The 23674-nt window shown below is 73.8% G+C and carries 21 protein-coding genes; 3 read left to right on the forward strand and 18 right to left on the reverse strand.

Features of this window, described 5'->3' with window-relative positions; genetic code table 11:
- The coding region (locus F8279_RS21400) for an alpha/beta fold hydrolase (RefSeq protein WP_225853358.1) at nucleotides 1-863 on the forward strand (863 nt) is incomplete at its 5' end.
- A gap of 71 nt (nucleotides 864-934) precedes the next feature.
- On the forward strand, nucleotides 935-3373 hold the full coding sequence (locus F8279_RS21405) for a non-ribosomal peptide synthetase (RefSeq protein ID WP_192580739.1): 2439 nt from the start codon (nucleotides 935-937) through the stop codon (nucleotides 3371-3373).
- Nucleotides 3374-3503: 130 nt separating this feature from the next.
- On the opposite strand, the gene F8279_RS21410 is transcribed toward F8279_RS21405, so the two are convergent.
- Genes F8279_RS21410 through F8279_RS21480 form a run of 15 tightly spaced genes read right to left on the reverse strand, consistent with a single transcriptional unit; the run spans nucleotide 3504 to nucleotide 21099 of the window.
- The gene (locus tag F8279_RS21410) at nucleotides 3504-4751 is read right to left on the reverse strand and encodes a sulfate adenylyltransferase subunit 1 (RefSeq protein ID WP_091427656.1); all 1248 of its coding nucleotides are present in this window, start codon (nucleotides 4749-4751) and stop codon (nucleotides 3504-3506) included.
- A complete protein-coding gene (gene cysD, locus F8279_RS21415; protein WP_151500860.1) occupies nucleotides 4751-5656 on the reverse strand; it encodes a sulfate adenylyltransferase subunit CysD in 906 nt (301 codons plus the stop codon). The genes F8279_RS21410 and cysD overlap by 1 nt, the downstream gene beginning before the upstream one ends.
- Before the next feature lie 12 nt (nucleotides 5657-5668).
- Nucleotides 5669-7918: an acyl-CoA dehydrogenase family protein gene (locus F8279_RS21420; RefSeq protein WP_151500861.1), complete on the reverse strand. Its 2250-nt coding sequence runs from the start codon at nucleotides 7916-7918 to the stop codon at nucleotides 5669-5671.
- A gap of 3 nt (nucleotides 7919-7921) precedes the next feature.
- Complete coding sequence (locus F8279_RS21425) at nucleotides 7922-8794, reverse strand: thioesterase domain-containing protein (protein ID WP_151500862.1); 873 nt, start codon at nucleotides 8792-8794, stop codon at nucleotides 7922-7924.
- Nucleotides 8791-12084, reverse strand: coding sequence for a non-ribosomal peptide synthetase (locus tag F8279_RS21430; protein ID WP_151500863.1), 3294 nt, complete (start codon nucleotides 12082-12084; stop codon nucleotides 8791-8793). Before F8279_RS21430 ends, F8279_RS21425 begins: the two co-directional genes overlap by 4 nt.
- A complete protein-coding gene (locus tag F8279_RS21435; RefSeq protein WP_151500864.1) occupies nucleotides 12081-13169 on the reverse strand; it encodes a M20/M25/M40 family metallo-hydrolase in 1089 nt (362 codons plus the stop codon). The genes F8279_RS21430 and F8279_RS21435 overlap by 4 nt, the downstream gene beginning before the upstream one ends.
- Complete coding sequence (locus tag F8279_RS21440) at nucleotides 13169-14056, reverse strand: [LysW]-aminoadipate kinase (RefSeq protein ID WP_151500865.1); 888 nt, start codon at nucleotides 14054-14056, stop codon at nucleotides 13169-13171. Before F8279_RS21440 ends, F8279_RS21435 begins: the two co-directional genes overlap by 1 nt.
- 52 nt (nucleotides 14057-14108) lie before the next feature.
- On the reverse strand, nucleotides 14109-15134 hold the full coding sequence (gene argC / locus F8279_RS21445; RefSeq protein WP_151500866.1) for an N-acetyl-gamma-glutamyl-phosphate reductase: 1026 nt from the start codon (nucleotides 15132-15134) through the stop codon (nucleotides 14109-14111).
- The gene (locus tag F8279_RS21450; protein ID WP_091427637.1) at nucleotides 15131-16024 is read right to left on the reverse strand and encodes a RimK family alpha-L-glutamate ligase; all 894 of its coding nucleotides are present in this window, start codon (nucleotides 16022-16024) and stop codon (nucleotides 15131-15133) included. The genes argC and F8279_RS21450 overlap by 4 nt, the downstream gene beginning before the upstream one ends.
- Nucleotides 16021-16185 (reverse strand): lysine biosynthesis protein LysW, encoded by a 165-nt coding sequence (locus F8279_RS21455; protein ID WP_091427634.1) that lies wholly within the window; start codon nucleotides 16183-16185, stop codon nucleotides 16021-16023. The genes F8279_RS21450 and F8279_RS21455 overlap by 4 nt, the downstream gene beginning before the upstream one ends.
- Nucleotides 16182-17216 (reverse strand): transketolase family protein, encoded by a 1035-nt coding sequence (locus tag F8279_RS21460; protein WP_091427631.1) that lies wholly within the window; start codon nucleotides 17214-17216, stop codon nucleotides 16182-16184. Before F8279_RS21460 ends, F8279_RS21455 begins: the two co-directional genes overlap by 4 nt.
- Entirely contained in the window at nucleotides 17209-18081 is an 873-nt protein-coding gene (locus tag F8279_RS21465) for a transketolase (protein ID WP_091427629.1), read from the reverse strand. The genes F8279_RS21460 and F8279_RS21465 overlap by 8 nt, the downstream gene beginning before the upstream one ends.
- On the reverse strand, nucleotides 18078-19370 hold the full coding sequence (locus F8279_RS21470; RefSeq protein WP_208577584.1) for a DegT/DnrJ/EryC1/StrS aminotransferase family protein: 1293 nt from the start codon (nucleotides 19368-19370) through the stop codon (nucleotides 18078-18080). The genes F8279_RS21465 and F8279_RS21470 overlap by 4 nt, the downstream gene beginning before the upstream one ends.
- Before the next feature lie 35 nt (nucleotides 19371-19405).
- A complete protein-coding gene (locus tag F8279_RS21475) occupies nucleotides 19406-20515 on the reverse strand; it encodes a BtrH N-terminal domain-containing protein (protein WP_091427627.1) in 1110 nt (369 codons plus the stop codon).
- The gene (locus F8279_RS21480; protein ID WP_091427625.1) at nucleotides 20512-21099 is read right to left on the reverse strand and encodes a hypothetical protein; all 588 of its coding nucleotides are present in this window, start codon (nucleotides 21097-21099) and stop codon (nucleotides 20512-20514) included. Before F8279_RS21480 ends, F8279_RS21475 begins: the two co-directional genes overlap by 4 nt.
- A 301-nt stretch (nucleotides 21100-21400) precedes the next feature.
- Between F8279_RS21480 and F8279_RS21485 the strand changes: the two genes are divergently transcribed.
- Nucleotides 21401-22138, forward strand: a complete 738-nt coding sequence (locus tag F8279_RS21485; protein ID WP_091427623.1) for a sulfotransferase family protein — start codon at nucleotides 21401-21403, stop codon at nucleotides 22136-22138.
- A 7-nt stretch (nucleotides 22139-22145) separates the two neighbouring features.
- On the opposite strand, the gene F8279_RS30905 is transcribed toward F8279_RS21485, so the two are convergent.
- The 3 genes from F8279_RS30905 to F8279_RS21500 all read right to left on the reverse strand — a co-directional run.
- Nucleotides 22146-22727 carry a GNAT family N-acetyltransferase gene (locus F8279_RS30905; RefSeq protein ID WP_151500867.1) on the reverse strand — a complete coding sequence of 194 codons (582 nt, stop codon included), beginning with the start codon at nucleotides 22725-22727 and terminating at the stop codon, nucleotides 22146-22148.
- Nucleotides 22724-23107, reverse strand: a complete 384-nt coding sequence (locus tag F8279_RS21495) for a VOC family protein (RefSeq protein ID WP_151500868.1) — start codon at nucleotides 23105-23107, stop codon at nucleotides 22724-22726. The genes F8279_RS30905 and F8279_RS21495 overlap by 4 nt, the downstream gene beginning before the upstream one ends.
- A gap of 229 nt (nucleotides 23108-23336) precedes the next feature.
- Nucleotides 23337-23674, reverse strand: a 338-nt coding sequence (locus F8279_RS21500; protein WP_192580740.1) for a cellulose binding domain-containing protein, incomplete at its 5' end; no start/stop codon positions are given.

Raw genomic sequence — 23674 nt, forward strand, 5'->3', positions numbered from 1 at the left:
ACCCCACCCTCACCACCATGGCCACCACCATCGACACCGTCCGCGCCGGCGGCGCGGAACGGGCGACGGCCTCGTCGCTGGTGCCGCTGCGTGCCGAGGGGAGCCGGACACCACTGCACCTGGTGCACCCGGTCGGCGGCTCGGTCGTGCCGTACCTGCCATTGGTCGCGCTGCTTCCCACCGACCTGCCTGTGTGGGGTTTCGAGGCCGCGGGGCTGCACGACGGCGAGCCGTGCACGGACCTGCCGGAGATGGCGGCCCGGTACGTCGCGGAGCTGCGCCGCCGCCAGCCGCACGGGCCGTACCGGCTCGGTGGCTGGTCGTTCGGCGGGATGGTCGCCTACGAGATGGCCCGCCGGCTGACCCGGGACGGCGAGCGGGTGGAGCTGCTGCTGCTGATGGACACCTCGTCCCCGGCCGGGGACGGCCCGCTGCCGGACGACACCGACCTGTTGATCGACTTCGCCGAGGACGTCGCGGCACTCCAGGACGCCGACGTGCCGGCGCTGGGCCGCGGCCGGCTCGCCGAGCTGCCGCCCGAGGAGCGGACCGCGGCCGTCCTGGCCGCGCTCCGCGAGCGAGGGCTCGTGCCGGTCGAGGCGGTCGACGAGATGGCCCGGCGCAGCGCGGTGTTCCGGGCCAACGCGTTGGCGTTCCGCCGCTACCGCCCGGCGCCGTACGACGGGGTGGTGTCGCTGCTGACCGCGGAGGGATCGGGCGACCACCACGCGCGTCGGTGGATCGCGGCGAACCTCGCCCGGGTCGAGCACCGGCGGATGCCGGGTACGCACTACAGCATGCTGCGGGAACCGCACCTGACCGACATTGCATCGGTAATTGCCGATCTCGATCACGGGTGCTGAGAAGAGACCCCGTCCGTCCCCGCCCGGTGCCGGCGATGCCGGCACCGGGCTGTCGACCAAGGAGCGTCACGGTGCGCACTACCGATGCACGGCCCACCCCGGCCGCCCCCGTCCGCGCGGCAGGCCCGGCCACCGGGGACTTCGCCCGGCCGCTGCCGCCGGCCACGGTCCGGGCGCTGCGCGACGCGGCCGCGGCCGCCGCCGCCGGCGAGGACGAGGTACTCGCCGCCGCGACCGCGATCGTCCAGTTCGCCCTGCGGCACCCGGGCGAGCTGGTCCTGACCGGGCCGGTCGGCCGGCGAACCGTCCCGGTCGACCTCGCGGAGCCGCCGACCGTGCCGGACCTGCTCGACCGGATCCGCGCCGCGGCCGTCGACACCCCGGACGGCGCCCCGGCGCCGGACCCCCTGGTGTGCTGGTCCCCCGCACCGGCCGGGGACGGCCCCGTCCGCGCCGGCACGGCCGCCGCGCTGCGGATCGCCGGGCGTCCCGCCATCGCCGTGCACGTCCACGCCGAGGACCTGGACCGCCGGGCCGCGGAGTTGTTCGCACAGCGACTGCACACCGTGCTGACGCGAATCCCCGAAGCCGTCGCCGCCGGGCGACCGGTCACGCACGTCGTCGGCGACGAGGAGCTGGCGTGGATCCGCCGCCGGCTCACCGGCGACCGGCTGGACGACCCGCCGGCCGAGCCCTGCCACCTGGCGGTGCTGCGGCACGGCGCGGAGAACCCGGACGCCCGCGCGATCGTCGACGGCCCGGCCGTCCGCACCTACGGCGCGCTCCGCGCCGACATGCTCCGGTACGCGGCGGCGCTGCGCAGCGACCTCCCGGCCGCGGCGACGCAGCCGATCGTGGGCGTGCTCGCGGACGACCTGACGTCGTTCCTGACCGGTGCGCTGGCAGCGATGACCGCCGGCGCGGCCTTCCTGCCCCTCGACCCGGCCCTGCCGCCGGAGCGGATCCGCACGCTCGTGCGCCGGGCCGGCGCGAGCGTCGTGCTGACCGGGCCGGGAACGGACCGGTCGGCGCTGACCGACGTGCCGGTCCTGCCGCTGGACGCCCCGGCGCCACCCGGTCCGTCGCCGGTTCCCGCCGGGGGCCCCGGCGACCTGGCGTACGTGCTGTTCACCTCCGGCTCCACCGGGACGCCCAAGGCCGTGGCGGTGGAGCACGGGCAACTGTCGGCGTACGCCCGTTCCGTCGCCGCGCTGCTCTCCCTCGGCCCCGGCGTCACCACCGCCAGCCCGGCCGGCATCGGCGCCGACCTCGGCTACACCGCCACGTTCCCCACCCTGGCCCACGGCGGCACTGTCGCGGCCGTCCCGGCGGACGCCCGTCTCGACGCGGGCCGGTTCGCCGCCCACCTGCGCGCGGCCGGAGTCGACCTGGTCAAGATGGCCCCGTCCCACCTGGCGGCGCTGCTCGCCGACCCGCAGGGGCCCGGCTGCCTCCCGGCCCGCACGCTGGTGCTCGGCGGGGAACGGCTCGACCCCGCGCTGCTGGAGCGGCTCCGCGCCCTCCGTCCCGAGCTGCGGGTCTACAACCACTACGGGCCGACGGAGACGACGGTCGGCGCGTTCGCCGGTGCCGCACCCGCCCGGCCGGGACGGGACGTCTCCCTCGGTGCGCCGCTGTCACACGTGTGGGCCGAGCTGCGCGACCCGGACGGCGGCCCCACTCCGGTCGGCGTTCCCGGCCGGTTGTTCATCGGGGGCGCCGGGGTGGCCCGCGGCTATCTCGGCGACGACGAGCAGACCGGGCAGCGCTTCCAGTCGGTGGCCCATCCGCCCGGCCGGCCGGATCTCACCGGAGGGCGGGTCTACGACACCGGCGACGTCTGTGTCCTGACCCCCGCCGGTGACCTGGTCTTCGTCGGCCGCGCCGACGACCAGGTCAAGATCCGCGGCTTCCGGGTGGAGCCGCGCGAGGTGGAGCGGACCCTGCTCGATCAGCCCGGCGTACGCCAGGCGTGCGTGCTCGCCGAGGAGCGTCACGGCGAGTCGGTGCTGGTCGGGTACGTGGTGCACGACGGGCAGCCGGACCCGGCGGCGCTGGTCGACCGGCTGCGTACGCAGCTCCCCGAGGCGTGGGTGCCGGCCCGGCTGGTGCCCGTCGCGGAGCTGCCGCTGCTGCCCAACGGCAAGGTCGACCGGGCCCGGTTGCGCGCGACGGCGACGGACACACCGGTCGATGCCGGTACGGCCGCACCGGCACCGGCCGACGACGTGACGGCCGTGCTCGCCATGGTCTGGGCCGACCTGCTCGGCGTCGACCGGGTCGACGCCGACGCCGACGTCTTCGACCTGGGCGCGCACTCGCTCACCGTGACCCGGGCGATGGGTGTGCTCCGGGACCTGCTCCGGATCGACGTGGACACTGCGCTGTTCTTCAGCCGGCCGACCGTGCGGCTGTTCGCCGAGGCGTTGCTGGCCGGCCCGGCCGCCGACCGGCTGCGCCGTCGTGCCGCGGTCGTCCGTGAGGTGCTGGAGCTGGCCGACGCCGCCTGAGCACCACCCCACCGGCCCCCGCACGGAACACCGTGCGGGGGCCGGCGTCGCACCGGGAACACCGGCACGGCGGCGCACACACGACGCCGGCCGGTGTCCGGGGACACCGGCCGTCGTCGGGCCGGGCGGATCAGCCGGAGGCGCGGACCATGCCCGCGCCCACCGTCCGCTTGGAAACCGGGTCGATGAGGATGAACGAGCCGGTGGAGCGGTTGAGCCGGTAGTCGTCGCACATCAGCGGCTGGGTGGTCCGCAGGCCGATCCGGCCGATGCCGTTGAACCCCAGCTCGTCGGTGTCGTGCCGGTGCAGCGTGTTCACGTCGATGCCGTACCGCAGCGAGGTGACGATCGACGGAACCACCCGGGTGGTGTGCTTGACCAGCAGCCGGGAACCGGCGGTGAGCCGCGCGGTGTCCATCCAGCACACCACGGCGCCCAGGTCCTGGGTGGCGCGCGGCTGGTTGTTGGGGCGGGCGAGCAGGTCGCCTCGGGACACGTCGATGTCGTCGGCCAGTCGTACGGTCACCGACATCGGCGCGAACGCCTCCTCCACCGGCCCGAGCGGACCGTCGATCGCGGTGACCCGGCTGGTCATCCCGCTGGGCAGCGCGACCACCTCGTCGCCGACCCGGACCACACCCGCGGCCACCTGCCCCGCGTAGCCGCGGTAGTCGTGGTGCTCGTCGGTGCGCGGGCGGATCACGTACTGCACCGGGAGCCGCAGGTCGACCAGGTTCTGGTCGGACGCGACGTGCACCTCCTCCAGGTGGTGCAGCAGCGGCGGGCCCTCGTACCACGGCATCCGCGCGGACCGGTGCACGACGTTGTCGCCGCGCAGCGCGGACATCGGGATGGCTGTCACGTCCGGGATGCGCAGCCGGGTGGCGAACTCGGTGAACTCGTCCCGGATCCGCCGGTACACGGCCTCGTCGTAGTCCACCAGGTCCATCTTGTTGACCGCCAGCACCAGGTGCGGCACGCCGAGCAGCGAGCACAGGAACGCGTGCCGGCGGCTCTGCTCGGTCAGCCCGACCCGCGCGTCGACGAGCACCACGGCCAGGTTGGCGGTGGAGGCGCCGGTGACCATGTTCCGGGTGTACTGCACGTGCCCCGGCGTGTCGGCGATGATGAACTTGCGGCGGGCGGTGGCGAAGTAGCGGTAGGCGACGTCGATGGTGATGCCCTGCTCGCGTTCGGCGCGCAGGCCGTCGGTGAGCAGCGCGAGGTTCACCTCGTCGGCGCCCATCCGCTCGCTGGTCTGCTCGACGGCGTCGAGCTGGTCCTCGGGCACGGCGCTGGTGTCGTAGAGCAACCGTCCGATCAGTGTGCTCTTGCCGTCGTCGACCGAGCCGGCGGTGGCGATCCGGAGCAGGTCCATCAGAAATACCCTTCCCTCTTACGGTCCTCCATGGCGCTCTCGTTGACCCGGTCGTCGGCCCGGGTGGCCCCGCGTTCGGTGAGCCGGCTCGCGGCCACCTCCCGCAGCACCTCCTCGACGGTGGTGGCCGTCGAACTCACCGCGCCGGTGCAGCTCATGTCGCCCACCGTGCGGAACCGGACCTGCTCCTCCGCGCTGCTCTCCCCGTCCCGCATCGGCAGGTACGGGCCGACCGAGAAGATCATCCCGTCCCGGCGGAACACCTCCCGCTTGTGCGCGAAGTAGATCGAGGGGACGTCGATCCGGCGCTCGGCGATGTACTGCCACACGTCCAGCTCGGTCCAGTTGGACAGCGGGAACACCCGCAGGTGCTCCCCCGGCCGCAGCAGTCCGTTGTAGAGGTTCCACAGTTCCGGCCGCTGGTTCTTCGGATCCCACTGGCCGAACTCGTCCCGGAAGGACAGCACCCGCTCCTTGGCCCGGGCCTTCTCCTCGTCGCGACGGGCACCGCCGAACAGCGCGTCGAAACGGTGCCGGGTGACGGCCTCCAGCAGCGCCGGGGTCTGCAGGCGGTTGCGGGACGTCTCCCCGGGCGGCTCGACGATCCGCCCGTCGGCGATCATCTCCGGCACCGAGGACACGACCAGACGCAGCCGCCACTCCTCGACCAGGCGGTCGCGGAAGGCCAGCACCTCCGGGAAGTTGTGCCCGGTGTCCACGTGCAGCACCGGGAACGGCACCGGCGCGGGCCAGAACGCGAGCCGGGCCAGATGCAGCATGACGATCGAGTCCTTGCCGCCGGAGAACATCAGCGCGGGCCGGTCGGCCTCCGCCGCCACCTCACGCAGCACGTGCAGCGCCTCGGCCTCCAGCGCCTCCAGATGGGAAAGTCGGTACACGGACATCGGTTCACCTCGTCAATCCGCGCCCGCGCCGGGCGCTGCGTCGGCGGCGGCGCCGCCACTGTCATCTCGCCGGGAACGCGCCACCGCCCGGGCGCCGAGCTCGTGCCAGAGCGCCGCCGGACGGCCCAGGCGTACCGCCTCGGACCGGCCCAGCAGGTAGTAGGGCGCGACCCGGAGCTGCGGCGTGAGACCACGGGCGCCGCACACGTGCATGGCCAGCCGGGTCACCTCCAACGTCGTCTCCGCGGCCAGGGCCAGCGCCCGGGTGCCGGCCACGCCGAACGGACGGCCCGCGTCGGCCAGCTCCGCCGCCCGTTCCACGAGCAGCCGCAGCGCGGCCACCTCCGCGTACGCGGTGGCCAGCGCGAACTCCACGCTCTGGAAGTCGCGCAGCCGTCGCCCGAACTGTTCCCGGGCGCCGGTGTGCCGCACCGCCTCGCCCAACGCTCCCTGCGCCAGCCCGAGCAGCAGGGCGGCCTGGCGGATGCGGGCCCGCCCGACGACGCCCTCCGGACAGTCGTCGAGGGCCACGTCCCGGCAGAGCACCCGCTCACCCGGGATGCGCGCCCCGGCCGCGTCCGTGACGCCCGGGATCTCGGCCGACGGCACGGTGCTGCCGGCCGGCAGCAGCGCCAGCGCCGTGCCGCCCTCGACGGCGACCGGCAGCAGCACTGCCACGTCCGTGCCGTCGACGGGCATCGCGCCCGACGCCTTCCACGCCCCGTCGCCGTCCGGGGCCGCCGTCACCGACACCCGGTCGAAACCCCCCATGTCCGCCGGCACCGCGCCGGCGACCAGTTCCGCGAGCAGGTTCTCGGACGCACCGCCGGCGAGCGCCGCGTCGATCGCCGCCGCCACCGCCGGGTACGGGGTGACGGCTGCCGCCCGTCCGAGTTCCTCGGCGACCACCACCGCCGCGCCGAGTCCCAGCTCCATACCGCCGGCGGCGACCGGCACGTCCAGCGTGCACGCCCCGCCCCGCCGTACGGCGTCCCACGCGGCCTGCGGGTCCGCGCCCGCCGCGTGCACCGGCACCCGGGCGAGCCGGCCGCGCATCACCTGCCGCAGCCGGTCCCGCATCGGGTCGGAGGAGCCACCGGCGGCCGGGTCCGGGTCGTCCAGCGCGAGGTTCGCGATGATCTGGAGCATCACCTCCGAGGCGCCGGCGGAGAAGGTCAGGCCCGGCGCCTCCCGGTACGCCGCCTCCAGCACGTCCGCCCGCCGCCGCCCCAGCACCGCCGGGTGGTAGCCGAGCCCGTGCACGCCGACCGCCCAGCCGGCCACCTCCTGGGCCAGCTCGCTGCTGTACAGCTTCGCCACAGCGGTGGCGGCCTCGTCGGCCGTGTCGGTGGCCTCCAACCTCGCCAGCACGGACCAGGCCAGCGTCCGGCTGGCCGCGAGCCGGGCGTCGAACCGGCCGGCGTCGACGAGCAGCGCCGCCTCGGCGGGGTCGTCGTCGTGGCCGAGTCCCGTCACCGCGGCCTCGTACCATCGCTCTGCCTTGAGCGTGTAGTCCAGGCCGGTCCGCTCGATCGCCAGCGCCTGCGACAGCAGCGGCCAGCCCTGCCCGACCTCGCCGAGCACCGCCTCCGGCCCGACCCGCACCCCGGTCAGCTCGACCCGGTGGAACTGCTCGTCGGCGATGCTCGGGATCCGGCTGCGCGCCACCCCGTCGGCGTGCAGGTCCACCAGGAACAGGGTGATGCCGTCGTACCGGCCCGCCCCCGACCCGGTACGCGCCGCGCACAGGCCGAGATCGGTGATGTCGCTCTTGAGGCTGAACACCTTGACCCCGTCGAGCCGCCAGCCGTCACCGTCGGGGGTGGCGGTGGTCCGCAGCGCACCCAGGTCGGAGCCGGCCTCCGGCTCGGTGTAGAGGACGCTGGCGAAGCGTTCCCCCCGGGCCATCGCGGGCAGGTGCGCGGCCTTCTGTTCCGGGGTGCCGGCGAGCAGCAGGAACAGCGCGACGATCTGGATGGTGTTGACGTGCAACGTGTCCGGCACGTCGGCGCGTACCAACTCCTCGTAGACGATCGCCGCTGCGCTGTGCCCCAGGCCGTCCCCGCCGTACTCCTCGGGCCAGTTCGGCGCGAGCAGCCGCAGCCGGCCGAGGTGGCGGTAGACCTCCCGGGCGTCCGGCTCCGACTGCCCGCCGGCCCGCAGCGCGGCCAGCTCACGGCGCAGCTCGGGGTCGGCCAGCCGGTCCCGCACGGACCGGCGGAACCGCTCGTGGCCCTCGTCGACGTCGATACTGGTCTCCATCGGTCACTCTCCTCGATCCGCGCGGCGCAACGCTTCCCGCACCACCGCCGCGACCGCGCCGACCGGGCCGGCGCCCAACAGGGTGTAGTGGTCCTCGCCCGGCACCGAGCGGGTCCGCAGATCCGGCGCCACCTGCCGCCAGGCCGGCCCGTGGTCCGGCGACCGGCCGGCCCGGACGTACCAGACCGGACCCTCGTACCGGCCGGGCCGGTGCGCGGCCAACGCCAGCGCGTTGCTGCGGCAGACCCGGTAGCGGGCCTCGATCTCCGCGGCGGTCAGGTCGGCGGTGAGGCCGGCCCGCGCCGCCAGGTCGGCCACGCCCGGTTCGGTCCCGCCGGCCCCGGCCGCCGGCTCGGGCGGCGGCAGGCCGGCGGTGCGGCACAGGTCGTGCAGGAAGAAGCGGCGGATCGCCGCCTCGTCCTCCGGTGGATCCGACCCGGGGTACGCCGTGTCCAGCAGCACCGCCGTCCCGCCGGCCCGGCGGGCCATCTCGTAGGCGACGACGCCGCCGAACGACCAGCCCGCGAAGACCCACCGGCGCTCGGCCAGGTCCAGCGTGGCCAGGTAGCGCTCGGCGAGACCGGCGAGGCGGCCGGCGTCGGGCAGGTCGTCGGCCGGCCGGTCCGCCGCGAAGCCCCACACCGGCTCGTCTCCGCCGAGAGCGGACACGAGCGCCGCGTAACAGAGGACCGCGCCGCCGACCGGATGCACGAGCACCAGGCCGGGGCGGCCGGCGCCGGGCCGCAGCACCGCCGGACCATCCGGCTGCGGCACCGACCGGTGCCGCAGCCGGGCCAGCAGCGCCCGCTTGGCCGGCGAGAGCGTGACGTCCGCCCCCGCCTCGCGCACCGCTCCGGCCGACGGTACGGAGGTCACGACGCCTGCCCCTGCTCGGCGGCGAGCATGGCAGCCGCTTCCTCGTCGCTCATCGACTCGAGCATCCGCAGCAGGTCGTCGTCGTTGAGCTGACCGGCCTGGGCGGTGCGGACCAGCGCGGCGAGTCCCCGTACGGTCGGGGCGCGGAAGAAGTCGGTCAGCCCGACCTCGACCCCGAACTGCCGGCGGATACGCGACACCACCTGCGCGGCGCCGAGGCTGTGCCCGCCCAGGGTGAAGAAGTTCTCCTCCGGGCCCACCTGCTCCAGGCGCAGCACCGGCCCGACCACCTCGCGGGCCAGCGTCTCCTCGGTCTCGTCGGCGTAGCGCACCTCGCCGGTGGCCGCCTGGGTGGTCTCCGGCGCCGGCAGCGCGCGCCGGTCGACCTTGCCGCTGGTGGTCAGCGGGATGTCGGCGATCCGGACGAAGTAGGCCGGCACCATGTAGGGCGGCAACTGCTCGCCCAGCGCCGCGCGCAGTCGCTCGTCGGCCGGCGGCTCACCGGTCAGGTAGCCGACCAGATGCCGTTCGCCACGGTCGTCCGCCCACGGCTGCACGACTGCCTGCCGCACTCCGGGCACCTGGCTCAGCACGGCCTCGATCTCACCCAGCTCGATCCGCAGCCCGCGGATCTTCACCTGCTGGTCGATCCGGCCGCAGAACACCAGCGCCCCGTCGTGCTGACGGCGGACCAGGTCGCCGGTGCGGTACAGCCGGCCGCCGGGCGCGGTCCCGAACGGGTCGTCGAGGAACTTCTCCGCGCTGAGCTCGGGCCGGTTGAGGTAGCCGCGGGCCAGACCGAGCCCGCCGATCACCAGCTCACCGGGGACGCCGACGGGTACCGGCTCGCCGTGCGGGTCCAGCACGTGCGCCACGTGGTTGGCCATCGGCAGCCCGATCGGGGGCGAGGTGTCCCAGGTGCCGGCGCACTCCTGCACCACCATGGTGACCGTGCACTCGGTCGGGCCGTAGCCGTTGAAGAAGCGCCGGCCCTGGTTCCACCGGTTGACCAGCTCGCCCGGGAACGCCTCGCCGCCGACGAAGGCGATGCGCAGCTTCGGCAGCCGCTCCGGTTCGAGCAGCGCCATCAGCGACGGCGGCAGGTCGATCACGGTGATCTCGGCGCGTTCCAGCAGCGCCTGCAACCTGTCGATCTCCAGCCGGTCCTCGTCCGGCACCACGTAGAGGCGGGCGCCGGTGAGCAGGGCCGCGAACATCTCGAACACCGACACGTCGAAGGTGACGGCGGCGAAGCCGAGCACCCGGTCCTGCGGGTTGAGGTCGAACAGCTCCTGCACCGAGGCGATGAAGTTGGTGACGGCGCGGTGCTCGATGAGCACCCCCTTCGGGGTGCCGGTGCTGCCGGAGGTGTAGAGCGCGTAGGCGAGGTCGTGCGGGGCGGGGGCCACCGCCGCCACCTCCGCCCGGTCGTCCCCGGCCGGGCGGTCGAGGTGCACGACGGCCGGGCCGTCGGCGGGCAGCGCACCGCCCGCTCCGGTGGTGCTGACCACCGCGACGGCCTCGCTGTCGGTCAGGATCGCCGCGATCCGGGCCGCCGGATGTCCGGGGTCCAGCGGCACGTAGCCGGCTCCGCAGCGGAGCACCGCGAGCACCGTGGCGACGAGGTCGGCGCCCCGGGGCAGGCAGATCCCGACCAGGGTGTTCGGCGCGGCGCCGGCAGCGCGCAGCCGGCCCGCGATCTCCTCGGCCCGCCGGTCCAGTTCCGCGTAGCTCAGTTCGGTGTCGCCGACGACCACGGCGACGGCGTCGGGACGCTCGGCCACCTGCCGGGCGAACAGCTCCCCCACTGTGGTGTCCGGCCGCTCGCGGCGCGGACCGTCGAACTCGTGCAGGAGCCGTTCCCGCTCCCGCTCGTCCAGCAGCGGAATCTCGGTGACCTTGCGGTCCGGGTCGGTGACCACCGCGGACAGCAGCCGCCCGTAGTGCGCCATCACCTGCTCGATGGACTCCGGATCGAACAGGTCGGTGTTGAACTCGACGTTGAGGTCCAGCCCACCGTCGCGCTCGAACAGGTTCCAGCTCATGTCGAAGCGGGAGGTGCCCGGGCTGAGCAGGACCCGTTCGGTCTCCAGACCGGGCAGGGTGACCTCACCCTCGGCGTTCTGGAAGGTGAACGCGATCTGGAAGATCGGCGAGCGGGACGGATCCCGGTCCGGGCGCACCGCCTCGACCAGCTTCTCGAACGGCAGCTCGCCGTGGGCGAACGCCTCCTGCACGGTGGGGGTGACCCGGCCGGCCAGTTCCCGGAAGGTCGGGTCGCCCGCGACGTCGGCGCGCAGCACCAGCATGTTGACGAAGAACCCGACGACCGCCTCCACCTCCGAGTGCTGCCGGTTCGCCGTCGGCGAGCCGATGACCAGGTCGTCCTGGCCGGTGTAGCGGTGCAGCAGGGCGAAGAACGCCGCCACGTAGACGCTGTACGGGGTGGTGCCCAGCGAACGGGCCAACTGCTGCACCGCGCCGGGGCCGCCCACCGGCAGGAACCGGCGGATGAACGTGCCGCGGTAGGTGGCCTCCGCCGGCCGTGGGCGGTCGGTCGGGAACTCCAGCACCGGCGCCCCGTCGAGGCGCTCCCGCCAGAACCCGGTGAGCCGCTCCAGGTTCTCCTCGCGCAGCCACTCCCGCTGCCACAACGCGTAGTCCGCGTACTGCAACGGCACCGCCTCGAGGTCGGCCCGGTCGCCGTCGACCGCCGCCCGGTAGCACTCGCCCAGTTCGCGGACGAACACACCCAGCGACCACCCGTCGAAGACCACGTGGTGCACGACGAAGACGAACAGGTGGTCGTCGTCGGCGACCCGGATCAGCCGAGCCCGCCACAGCGGCGCCCGTCCCAGGTCGAACGCCTCCCGGGCCAGCGCCCGGGCCGCCTCGACGGCGGCCTCCGCACCGCCGGTGACGTCCTGCACCGGCAGCTCCACCGGCACCTCGGCCGCCACCACCTGCACCGGCCCGTCGTCCCCGTCGGCCATCCGGGCCCGCAACGACTCGTGCCGGGCCACCACGGTGGCCAGGCCGGTGCGCAGGGCGTCCGCGTCCAGGCGGCCCCGCAGCCGGAAGCAGACCGGCACGTTGTACGTCGGCTGCCCGGGGGCCAGCCGGTCCAGGAACCAGAGCGTCTCCTGGGCGTACGACAGCGGCGAGCTGTCACCGCGCTGCCGTGGCGTGGGACCGGCGGTCGCGTCCGGCTCGTCGTCGCGCAGCAGGGCGAGCAGTTCCGCGCGGCGGTCCGCGGGCAGTCGGGCCAGCCGCTTCATCAAATCGCTCACGATCGGCCTCCAGGGCTGATGGCGGAAGGGGAAACCGCGGCGGCCGGCGGGCGGCGGCCGAGGTCGGTCACGGCGCGGCGGAGCACCGCGATGCCGCACCGGTAGTCGTCGATCAGGATGTGCTCGTCGGCGGCGTGGTCGAGGCTGCTGTCGCCGGGCCCGTAGGTGGCCATCGGCACCGACCAGACCTCGGCCAGGGTGTTCATGTCCGACGTCGCCGTCTTCAGCTTCGGCCGCGGCGTGCCGCCGACCTCGCGGATCGCGGCGGTCAGCGCCCGCACGACCGGGTCACGCCGGTCGCTGCGTACCGCCGAGACGGAGTTGAGCAGTTCGAGGCCGCCGCCGCGGGAGACGCTACGCAGCCGCTCCAGGAGCGCGGCGTCGTCGAACCCCACCGGGGTCCGGTAGCTGAGCTCCAGCGTCGCGTCGGTGGTGTCGCCAGACATCGCCACCAGGGTGACGCCGGGCAGGTCGAACGCGGCGTGGCTGACCTCGGGCCCGGCAGCGGCGACCGCGTCGTGCCAGAACGCGGCGGCGGCCTCGGTGGCCTTCTCCACCGGGTTGCTCGGGTGGGTCGCCGCCCGGTGCACCCGGTACCGCAGGTCCAGCTTGCCCTTGTAGCCGATCACCACGTTCTGCCAGCCGCTCGGCTCGCCCACCACCACCGCGTCCGGGCAGGGCCAGGTGGCGCGCACGTGCATCGCCCCACGCGAGCCGGGGGTCTCCTCCTCCACCACGCCGGCCACCACCAGCCGGCCGGGGAAGTCAGTGGACGCCGCGGCGGTCATCACCATGGCCGCCAGTGGGCCCTTGGCGTCCACCGCGCCCCGCCCGATGATCCGGTCGCTCTCCCGGCGGGGCGTCATCGGGTCCGGCACGGTGTCGAGGTGGCTCAGCAGGACCACGGTGGGCCCGTCGCCGGTCCCGGTCACGCCGACCACGTTGCCGACCTCGTCGACGTGCGCGTCCAGGCCCAGCCCGGTCATCGCCTCGGCCAGGAACGCCGACAGCCGGTGCTCGGCGCCGGAGGGGGACGGGATGCGGACCATCTCCTCCAGCAGGTCCACATCGGACGGGGCGCTCATCAGGACACCCTCGCCAGGGACTCCTGCCGGGCCGGCTGGTCCAGGACCGGCTGCTCCAGGGCCACCTGCGTGCCGGTGCCGGACAGCGCCCGACGCACCGGGCCGCGGCAGCGGCCGTCCGCCACCAGCACCCGACGCACGCCTCCGAGCAGGGCCTCGCGGGCGGCGACCAGCTTCAGGGCCATCCCGCCCCGTGCCCACCTGGGCGGGCGGCCGGCCGGCGGCACGTGACAGATCGGCAGCACCGAGTGCTCGTCGCCGGGGTCCTGCTGAACACCTGGGGCACCGGTCAGCAGCACCAGGGACTCGGCATCGAGCGCCGCGGCGACGGCCGCCGCGGCCCGGTCGGCGTCGATGTTCACGATCTCGCCGTCCGGCGTGATCGCCGGCGGGGAGATCACCGGTACCGCACCGGTGTCGAGGAGGGTGCCCAGGAACTCACCGTCCACGGTGTCCACCACGCCGGAGTGGTTGTCGCGGACCAGGACGACCCGGCCGTCGACGACCGCCCGCTGGGCCTTCTTCCGGCGCGCGACCAGCAGGCCCGCGTCGATCCCGGTGAGGCCGACCGCGCGGACCCCCTGCTCGACCAGGCAGCGCACCAGTCGGGGCTTCACCCGGCCGGCCAGGGCGAGCGTGACCACGTCCAGCGTGCGCTCGTCGGTGTGCCGGGCGCTCACCCCGTCCGGGGCGACCTGCTTGCGCTGCGGCACGCCGAGCTGCTGCGCCAGGTCCTCGATGTCGGCCGACCCGCCGTGGACCACCACCACCCGCCGGCCCTGCCGGACCAGTTCGGCGACGTCCTCGCACACCGCGGTGGCGTCCACGTCGCCGTTACCGCCGCACTTCACCACCGTGACCGGTGGGCGTCCACTGTTCTGCTTCATCAGATCGTGCCTTCCTCCAGAGACGCTGACGGGGCCGCGTGGGTGAGGTCCGTCAGACCGGGTGCAGACCGGGAAATTCCAGGCCGAGCCGCTCGGGCCAGCCCATCCGTACGTTCAGTGACTGCACGGCGTTGCCGGCGCCGCCCTTGACCAGGTTGTCCAGGGCGGACACCGCCAGCAGCCGGCGCGAGTCGGGTTGGAGCGCGAAACCGACGTCGCAGAAGTTCGAGCCGAGCAGGATCTTCGGTTCCGGCAGCCGGTACAGGCCCCGCCGCTGGGCGACCACCCGCACGAACGGCTCCTCGGCGTAGCGGCGCCGGTAGGCGGCCCGCACCTCCTGCTCGGTGATGCCCTCGCGCAGCCGCGTACGGCACACCACCTGTACGCCGCGTACCGCCTCCACTCCGGTCGCGGTCATGGTCGGCCGGACCCCGCACGCCTGGGCGATCTCCGCCTCGTGCCGGTGGCCGGAGGTGGCGAACAACCGCAACGCGCCGCTGCGCTCGGCGTGCAGGTTGGCCTCGCCGGCGGTGGCGCCCGACCCGCTGGATCCGGTACGGGCGTCCACGTCCACGTCCGGCTCGATGAGCCCTTCGTCCGTCAACGGGGTCAGCGCCAGGATCGCCGCGGCGGCCATGCAACCCGGCACGGCGATCCGGTCCGCGCCGGTGAGCTGCTCGCGGGCCAGTTCCGGGAAACCCGGCACGAACTCGTCGAGCAGTTCCGGGGCCTCGTGGGGCTCACCGTAGTAACGCCGGAAGACCTCCGCGTCACGCAGCCGGAAGTCGCCGGACAGGTCGATCACCGTCTTGGCCAGCGCGGCCAGCCGCGGCAGCATCCGCATCGTGGTCCGGTGCGGGGTGGCCAGGAACAGCACGTCGTACTCGGTGAGCTGCTCCTCGGTGCAGAAGGTCAGGTCGGTGACGCCGCGCAGGTTCGGGTGCGGGCCGTCCACCCGCTTACCCGGGAACCGCGAGGAGACCGCGGCGGCCACCTCCACCCGGGGGTGGCCCAGCAGCAGCCGCAGCACCTCCCCGCCGATGTAGCCGGCTGCGCCGACCACCGCTGCCCGGATCATCCGGCACCACCCTTCGTCAGGTCGCGGAACCGTCGCGCCACCAGGTCCGCGATCACTCCCGCCACGTCGACCCGCCCCTGGTGGGCGGCCTGCAACCCGGCGAACTCGACGCCGGCGTTGACCTCCAGCGCGTACATGGCGCCGTCGCGGTCCTCGACCACGTCGACTCCGGCGATGTCCGCGCCGACCGCCTCCGCGGTGGCCACCGCGAGCTTGGCCAGGCGGTCGTCGAGCGGGCACGGCTGTGTGCCCGCGCCCTGGGCCACGTTGGTGCGCCAGTGGGCCGACCGGCGGTACGCCGCCGCGACCGGCTCGCCGCCCACCACCACGACCCGGATGTCGCGGTCCGGCTTGTCGATGAACTCCTGGAGGTAGATCAGATGCGCCTGCGGGGCGGGCAGCGCCGCGCAGTGCTCCAGCACCGCCTGGGCGGCGTCCGGATCCCGCACCAGCGAGACCCGGCGCCCCCAGGAGGAACTCAGCGGCTTGACGACCACCGGATAGCCGAGCCGCTCGATCGCCTCGGCGGCCGCCTCCGGGGTCAGGGCGAGCACCGTGCGCGGCGTCGCCACGCCGGCGCGCTGCAGCGCCAGCGAGGTCAGCCACTTGTCGCCACAGGTGCCGATGGCCGCCGCCGAGTTGATCACCGGTGTGCCGGCAGCCTCCAGGCTCACCGCCGCGTACCGGGCCCGGGTCGCGGAGATCTCCCGGTTGAGGACGAGTGACCACGGCCCGACCGGGGCGCCGACCCCGGCGGACAGGCGACGCGGGTCGACCTGCTCCACCGGGATCCTGCGCTGCTCCAGGGCATCGAGGATGCCCTTCTCCTCGGCCCGTACCCGGGAGGCCAGCACGGCCAGCCGGGCCGGGGCGTCAGTAACGGCGCTCACTCGCCCCAGTCCTCCTCCGGCTCCGGCGCCAGCGCGAAGGTGACCGGGCTGATGCTCAGCACCTCCAGTTCACTGCGGCAGGCGGGGCACTCGACCAGCTCGGACGGACGCAGACCGGCGCCGGTGGGGACGGTGGTGGCGCACTCGGGACACGCGCTCATTGCTCGACCTCTCTTCTGACACGACCCGAACCGTTCGGGTCGACGACTGGGTGCCCTCCCCGGCGGGGGTTCGCCGGCGGGCTGAATCGGGGCAGGTGCTCGCGCACAGCGGCGGCCACCGCCGGGGCGGAGATGCCGTAGTGGTCCAGCAGCGGCTCGTGTCCGCCCACGTACGACGCGAAGGTGTCCGGCATGCCGACCCGCACCACGGGCACGGGGCCGTGCTCGGCGAGCGTCTCGGTGACGGCGCTGCCCAGGCCGCCGCCGCGCCAGTGCTCCTCCACGGTGACCACCAGCCGCGCGTCGGCGGTGGCGGCGCAGAGGCCGGCGACGTCCAAGGGCTTGACCGTGTGCATGTTCAGCACGACCGGCTCGATCCCCTCGGCGGCCAGTTCCTCGGCGGCGGCCAGCGCCGCGCGCACCGGATGCGGTCCGCACGCAACCAGGACCACCTCGTGGCCGGGCCGCAGCATCTGCACCTGCCCGATGACCAGCGGCTCCGCCGTGGGGACGGCGGGCGTGGCCTTGCGGCCGAGCCGCAGGTACAGCGGGCCGGGCAGCCGCGTGGCCTGCTCCATCACGGCCTCGACGGCGGCGGCGTCCGCCGGCACCACCACTGTCATGTTGGGCAGCGCCCGCATGACCGCGAGGTCCTCCAGCGCCTGGTGGGTCGGGCCGAGATGACCCGCGGCGAGCCCGCTGTGGGTGGCCGCGATGCGTACCGGCAGGGCGTTGTAGGCAATATCGATCTTGACGGCCTCGATCGCGCGGGCCGCCGCGAACGCCGCGAACGTGTTCACGTACGGCGTCCAGCCGGCGGCGGCCATACCGGCCGCGACACCCATCAGGTTCTGCTCGGCGATGCCGAGGTTGACGTACCGGTCCGCGGCCGGGCCGAAGTCCACCCCGCCGAACAATCCGGTGTCGGTGTCCAGGCAGATCAGCTTCGCCTGCTCGGCGAGCTGCGCCACCAGCCGGTCCCGGTACGCCTCACGTGTCGCCCGGGCCGGTACCACGGTCGCCTCAGTCATCGCCGTCACCTCGTGCCTGCCGGCGCAGCGCGGCGCTGGCCCGTGCGTGCTGCCGCTCGGTGAACCGGACGTAGTGGCTGGCCACCCGGTCGGCCACGAACGGCACACCGGCGCCCTTCACGGTCCGCGCGATCAGCACGCTCGGCCGCCCCGGCGTCCACGGCGCGGCGCGCAGCGCCGACTGCACCTGGGCCATGTCGTTGCCGTCGACCTCGCGCACCGCCCAGCCGAACGACCGCCACCGATCGGCCAGCGGCTCCAGCGGGCAGATCTGCTCGGTCACGCCGGTGAGCTGGAATCCGTTGCGGTCCACCACGGCGGTGAGCTGGTCCAGGCCCAGACCCGCCGCCCCGGCGGCCGCCTCCCACACCGAGCCCTCCTGCAACTCGCCGTCGCCCAGGGCGACGTACGTCCGCCGAGGACTGCGGTCGAGGCGGGCGGCCAGCGCGAATCCGACGCCCAGGGCCAGCCCGTGTCCGAGCGATCCGGTGGGCATCTCCACGCCCGGCACCGCACACACCGGGTGCGCCATGAGCCGGCTGCCCGGCCGGCCGAAACCGGCCAGCTCGGCGGGGTCGAAGAAGCCCCGCTCGGCCAGCGTCGCATACAGGCCGACGGCGCCGTGGCCCTTGCTGAGGAGGAAGATGTCCCGTTCCGGCGCCTGCGGACGCTCCGGGTCGACGGTCAGCACGTCGAAGTAGAGCGCGGTCAGCACCTCGACCAGCGACAGCGAGCCGCCGAGGTGACCGCCCTCGCCGCCGGTGCAGACGTCCACTATGTGCTGCCGGATGCGCCGGGCGCGTCCGGTCAGCTCCGCCAGGCTCTGCGGCGCACGCGTGGCGGCGGGCTCCAGCACGGCCGTCATGACGCCCTCCCGGCGACCGCGGCCAGCACGTCCCGGTGCTGCCACACCTTCTCGAAGGCGTCGGCGTAGCGCTGGAGCAGGGGTCCGGAGTCCGGGTGCAGGTGGCGCTTCTGCAGGGTGAGCGAGTCGTCGATGATCGCCCGGGCCACCGGGAACCGCTCGTCCGGCCCGGCCGTGCCCTCCGCGGCGGCCCAGGGGTACCCCGAGCCGAAGCCGATCCGGTCGGTGAAGACCTTCTGCTCGGGCAGCGGCACCAACTGGTACTGCGACATCGGTACGCCTTCGGCACGCAGCACGCGACGCAGCGCGTCCCGCAGCGCGGTCGGCGCCACCTCGGGCAGTCCCAGCGCGGCCGGGTCGAACCGGAACCGCAGGATGTGCCAGGCGTGAGTGGCATGCTCCGGCGCGCCCGGCACGGCGATCCCGGGAAGCTCGCGCAACCGGTCCAGGAACCGGGTGACGTTGTCCTGGCGGTGGCGGGCGTAGTCGTCGAAGCGGTCCAACTGGCTGGCGGCGAAGGCCGCCTGGATCGGGTTCAGCTTGGAGTTCCACCCCAGGAAGTAGGAGATGTAGTCGCGCGGCCGGCCGGACTCGATGACCTCGCCGAACTGGCGGCCCATCCGGACCTTCTCGGCCAGGGCCGGGTCGTCGGTGGTCAGCAGGCCGCCCTCGCCGCAGGTCGGCAGGTTCTTGGTGACCTGGAGGCTGAAGGCGGCCACGTCGCCCAGCGAGCCGACCGGCTTGCCCCGGTACAGCGCGCCGTGGGCCTGAGCCGCGTCCTCCAGAATCGCCAGGTCGTGCCGCCGGGCCAGGTCGCCGAGCGCGTCCATGTCCGCCGGCAGCCCGTGCAGGTGGACCACGAGGATCGCCCGGGTACGGCCGGTGATCCGCCGCTCCACGTCCGCCGGGTCGAGGTTGAACGTGACCGGGTCGACGTCGGCGAAGACCGGCACCGCCATCTGGTGCAGGGGTGCCAGCGCCGAGGCGATGAAGCTCAGTGAGGGCACGATCACCTCGTCGCCGGGGCCGATCCCCAGCGCGGCGAGGGCCAGCGACAGTGCCGTGGTGCCGTTCGACACCCCGACGCAGTGGGCGACCCCGGTCCGCTCGGCGAATCGCCGCTCGAGGTCCCGTACCGCCGTCTCGTTCTCGGCGTTGGAGACGAGCTGGCCGCCGTCGAGCACGGTCACGACCGCCTTGCGGTCCTCCTCGGTGATGATGGGCCAGGGCACCTGCCGGATGTCCCGTGGCACAGCCGGAGTACCGCCCAGCATGGCCAGCTTGGTCACGACGATCACTCTCCCGTCTCGGTGGTGGGGGTGGGTCAGAGGCGCCCGACGGCTCGGTCGACCGCCTCCACAGCGCACTGGTACCGCTGCTGGAGCCGCGCTCCGTGGTGTTCGAGGGACTCGGCCGCCGCCTGTGGCGCCGGCCAGCCGTGGGCCGCGGTGACGCGCAGGCCACTCCAGGTGTGTCCGACCGCCTCCACCGCCCGGCCCGCCTCGCGCAGGCAGGGCAGGTCCCGGTCGACGCCGACCGTGCGCAGCAGCTCGCCGTGCAGGCACGCCTGCGCCTGCATCGACCAGCCGAACGGGTACACGTCACGCACCGTCGCGGAGTCGCCGGCGGCAGCCGCGGCGACGACCTCGTCGAGGTAACGGCGCAGCCCGGCCAGACCGGTCCACGCTCCGCCGTCCGACGCCGGCGCGGCGGTGAACCCGTCGACGTTCGCGCGGAGCGCCGCCCGCAGGCCGTCACGGTCCAAGGGCCGCGAGTCGCCGATCTCGACCCGCAGGTAGCGCCGGTCGATGCGGGTGGCGCTGAAGAAGGCGTCCTGGTCGTCCGCCGGATTCACCGAGCCCCAGGCGGCGAGGAAGTCCTCGGCGCGGATGGGGCCGGTGAACGCCGGGGGTTGCGCGTCGGAGACCAGCACCAGGTCGCGGGCCAGGTCCACGCCGTACACCACGACCAGATGCGCCGCGTGTACGTCGTGGTACGCCGGCCGGAACGGCAGGTGGAAGTTGTCCACCGCGGCGATCGGTAGCCGTCCGGCGGCGATCTCGTCCGCCAGTTCGGACAGCGGGTCCCGGTCGGCGGCCGGCGTCGTCCACCGCGACCGCACGTGGTGGTGCGGGGCGATGCTGCGGCCGAGGTCTTCGGGATGGCGGCTGGGGTGGTAGAACTCCTCGGTCCGCACGTCACCGGGGAGGTGCCGGAACTCCCAGCCGGCGCCCAGCACCTCCAGCGGGTCGCCGCCGGCCGCGTCGACCACCGCGGCGAACGTCGTCTGCAGACAGCTCAGCGGGTCGCGGTACCACAGCAGCGGGCGCCGCAGCGCCTGCACCGGCCGCCGCCCGGCCCGGTCGGCCGACTCGGTCGCGCCGGGGCGCACGGCCGGCTCCGCGCCCTCGGTGGTGATCGCGGTGGCCGTCATCGGTTCGCCTCCTCGACCGGGCCGACCAGGGTGGCCGCGAAGACGTGCACCGCGATGTTGTGCGGCAGCCGGACCGCCGTGAGGTCGGCGCGACGCACCACCGGCACCCGCTGGCACCACATCGCGGCGGGCACGCCGAACTGCACGTGGTGCGGGTAGTGCATGAGCGGCGACTCGAAGGCGCGGGTCTCACCGAACGTCGCGGGCGCCGCCCAGAAGTCCGAGACCCGCAGCGGCTCGAAGTCCACCGCGCCGTGCGCGAAGTGCAGCGCCATCTCGTCCTCGACCCGGCGCTCCGCCGAGGCGAGCAGGTACAGCCAGTCGTAGCGGCCCGGGGCCACGCGTACGAACTGCCCGTCGCACCGCACGTTGTCCGGCGTGCCGGTGCCCAGCGGGGGCAGCTGGAACGGAACTCCGTCCACGACCACCTGGCTGCCCGCCGACGGCAGATGCTCGGCGGCGAAGGAGTTCCCCCAGACGTTGAACCGGCCGGCGCTCGTGTCCTCCGCACGGGAGGCGCCGACATTGTTGAAGTGTGACGCCAGATCCAATACGTGGGCGGCGATGGTCGCTGATGTCGGCACCCGCTGCTCCTTCCGCGAGAGGGCTTGTCGAGCCGGAACCCACATCCGAAGCTACGGCCGCCGCGACGTGTGAACAGCCGCGACAGAACGACATACAAGTCGCTGTCAGAGGGAGTTTGGAGCGCCTGGCTACGTCTCGCGCACACGCCGGTAAGCGAAACTGGTAAATGGACCCGGAATATGGATTCCGAGCGCGCGTGCGCCTCGTGAGGGAAGTAGGTTCGACCCTGATCCGACCGGGGACGACGGCGGCGCCCGCCAGCCGGGGACCGGTCACCACGAGCCGGGGAGGACCGCGCCGATGGGCTCTACCAGCAGATACGCGTCCGAGCGGATGATGCTCACCATGTGGAGCGCGCCTCGCAGCCGTTCCACCGCGTTCGAACGGATGATGATGGAGAGGGGCGACTTCACCGTCCTGCACGAGCCGTTCTCACACGTCATGGACTTCGGTTCGGCAACCGTGCTGGACCGTCAGGTGACGAGCGAGAAGGAATTGCTGTCCACCTTGAAGGAATTGCCGGGGCGGGTTTTCTTCAAGGACACAACCGATTTCCACTACCCCGAACTACTGAACGACAAACCTTTCCTCCGCGACGGAGTCCACACGTTCATCATCCGGGACCCGCGGGAGGTGATCGAGTCCCACGCCCACCTGAACCCGGCGGTGTCCCGGGACGACATCGGCTTCGCGCGGCTGCACGAGATCTACGACGCGGTCGCCGAGGCGACCGGCGAGGCGCCCGTCGTCATCGACTCCGACGACCTGATCGACCGGCCGGCCGACACCGTGGCCGCGTACTGCGCGCGGGTCGGCATTCCCTTCGACGCCGACGCGCTGCGCTGGCAGCCGGGGACGCCACGGCAGTGGCAGCGCACCGAGCGCTGGCACGAGGCCGCCGCCGCCAGCAGCGGGTTCTCCCGCCCGCCACGGCAGTACGCGCGCACCGTCGACAACGACGCGCAGTTGGCCGAATACCACCGCTACCACCAGCCGTACCACCAGAAGCTCTGGGAGCAGCGGCTGCGCCTGGCGTGACGGGGCGTCAGCCCACCTCGCGGCGGTAGACGGCGCGGCGTTCGTCCACCCGGCGCACCTGCGTGAAGCCGCACCTCTCGAACAGCGAGGCGGTGCCCATGTAGTGCGAGCCGTCGTCGCCGCACACCGGGTAGCCCTCCACCACCGTGGCGCCCTGCTGCCCGGCGTACGTCACCGCACCGTCCAGCAGGGCCGCCGCGAGTCCTTCGCCCCGGTGCTCCCGGGCCAGGAAGAAGCAGACCACCGACCACACCGGGGTCTCGTCGGTCCGGCGGTACTTCGGCGAGCGCTCCAGCGAGCCGTACTCCTCGCGCGGCGCCACCGAGCACCACCCCACCGGCTCGTCGTCCCGGTAGCCGAGTACGCCCGGCACCACGCCGGACCGCACCAGCTCGCGCAGCGCACGCCGGTTACCGGGACTACGGTTCGCCTCGAACTCGCTGCGACGCAGCCGCCAGAACATGCACCAGCAGCCGTTGGCGGCACCCCGGTCGCCGAACAGGCGCAGCAGGTCCGGCCAGCGCTCCTCGGTCAGAGGGTGGCACGCCAGCTCTTCCGTCCGGCTGCGCCCGCCCTTCGCCCGGCTCACGACGTCACCGGCTCCACCTTGCCGTCCAGCAGGCAGAACTCGTTACCCTCCGGGTCGGCGAGCACGTGCCAGGTCTCCTCCCCGGTCTGCCCCACGTCGACCGGACGGGCACCCAGTTCGCGGAGCCGTTCGAGCTCGGTCGCCTGGTCCTGGTCTGTGGCGCTCACGTCGATGTGCAGCCGCAGCTTCTCCCGCTTGGGGTTGTCGGTGCGGTTGAACACGATCGTGGGCTGCGCCCCGCCGAACCCCTCACCGGGGCCGATCTCCACGCTGTCCTCTTCGTGCGTCAACACGGTGAAGCCCAGCACACCGCACCAGAAGGTGGCGAGTCGGTGCGGGTCATGCGCGTCGAGCACGAGTTCGCTGATTCTGCACGCCATGCCCGGCCCGTACCCCGCCGGGGCGGACTACACACCTGCGGTTCCCCCGGCAGCTCGGAGAGACCTCGGACCCCACCCCGACCCCGCCAGGGCCGCCGACGGCGAACGGCACCCGCGACCCGTACGTCTTCCGGGGCCTCGTCTACCGCGCCGCACTGTCACCCCACCGTCGGCAGCGCCCTGCCGACGGTGGGGTGGCGCGTGCCGCGCCACCCCACCGCGGATGCTGTTACCGAGCGGTGCAGGTGAGGTTGGGTGTGGAGTTGGTGCCGTTCCAGGAGGCGTTGAAGCCGAAGCTGGTGGTGGCGTTGGCGCTCAGGGATCCGTTGTAGGCGACGTTCGACGCGGTGACCGACGAACCGCTCGAGGTGACCGTCGCGTTCCAGGAGTTGGTGATGCTCTGGCCGTTGGGCCAGGTCCATCCCACCGTCCATCCGGAGATGGCGGCGTTGCCGGCCCGGACGGTGACCTCGGCGCCGAATCCACCGGACCACTCGTTCGTCTTGCGGAAGGTGGCGGTGCAGGCACCGTTTCCGGCCGGCGGCGGCGTGGTGGGCGGCGGGGTCG

The organism is Micromonospora sp. AMSO1212t, from assembly GCF_008868145.1.
In the GTDB taxonomy this organism is placed as follows: domain Bacteria; phylum Actinomycetota; class Actinomycetes; order Mycobacteriales; family Micromonosporaceae; genus Micromonospora; species Micromonospora tulbaghiae.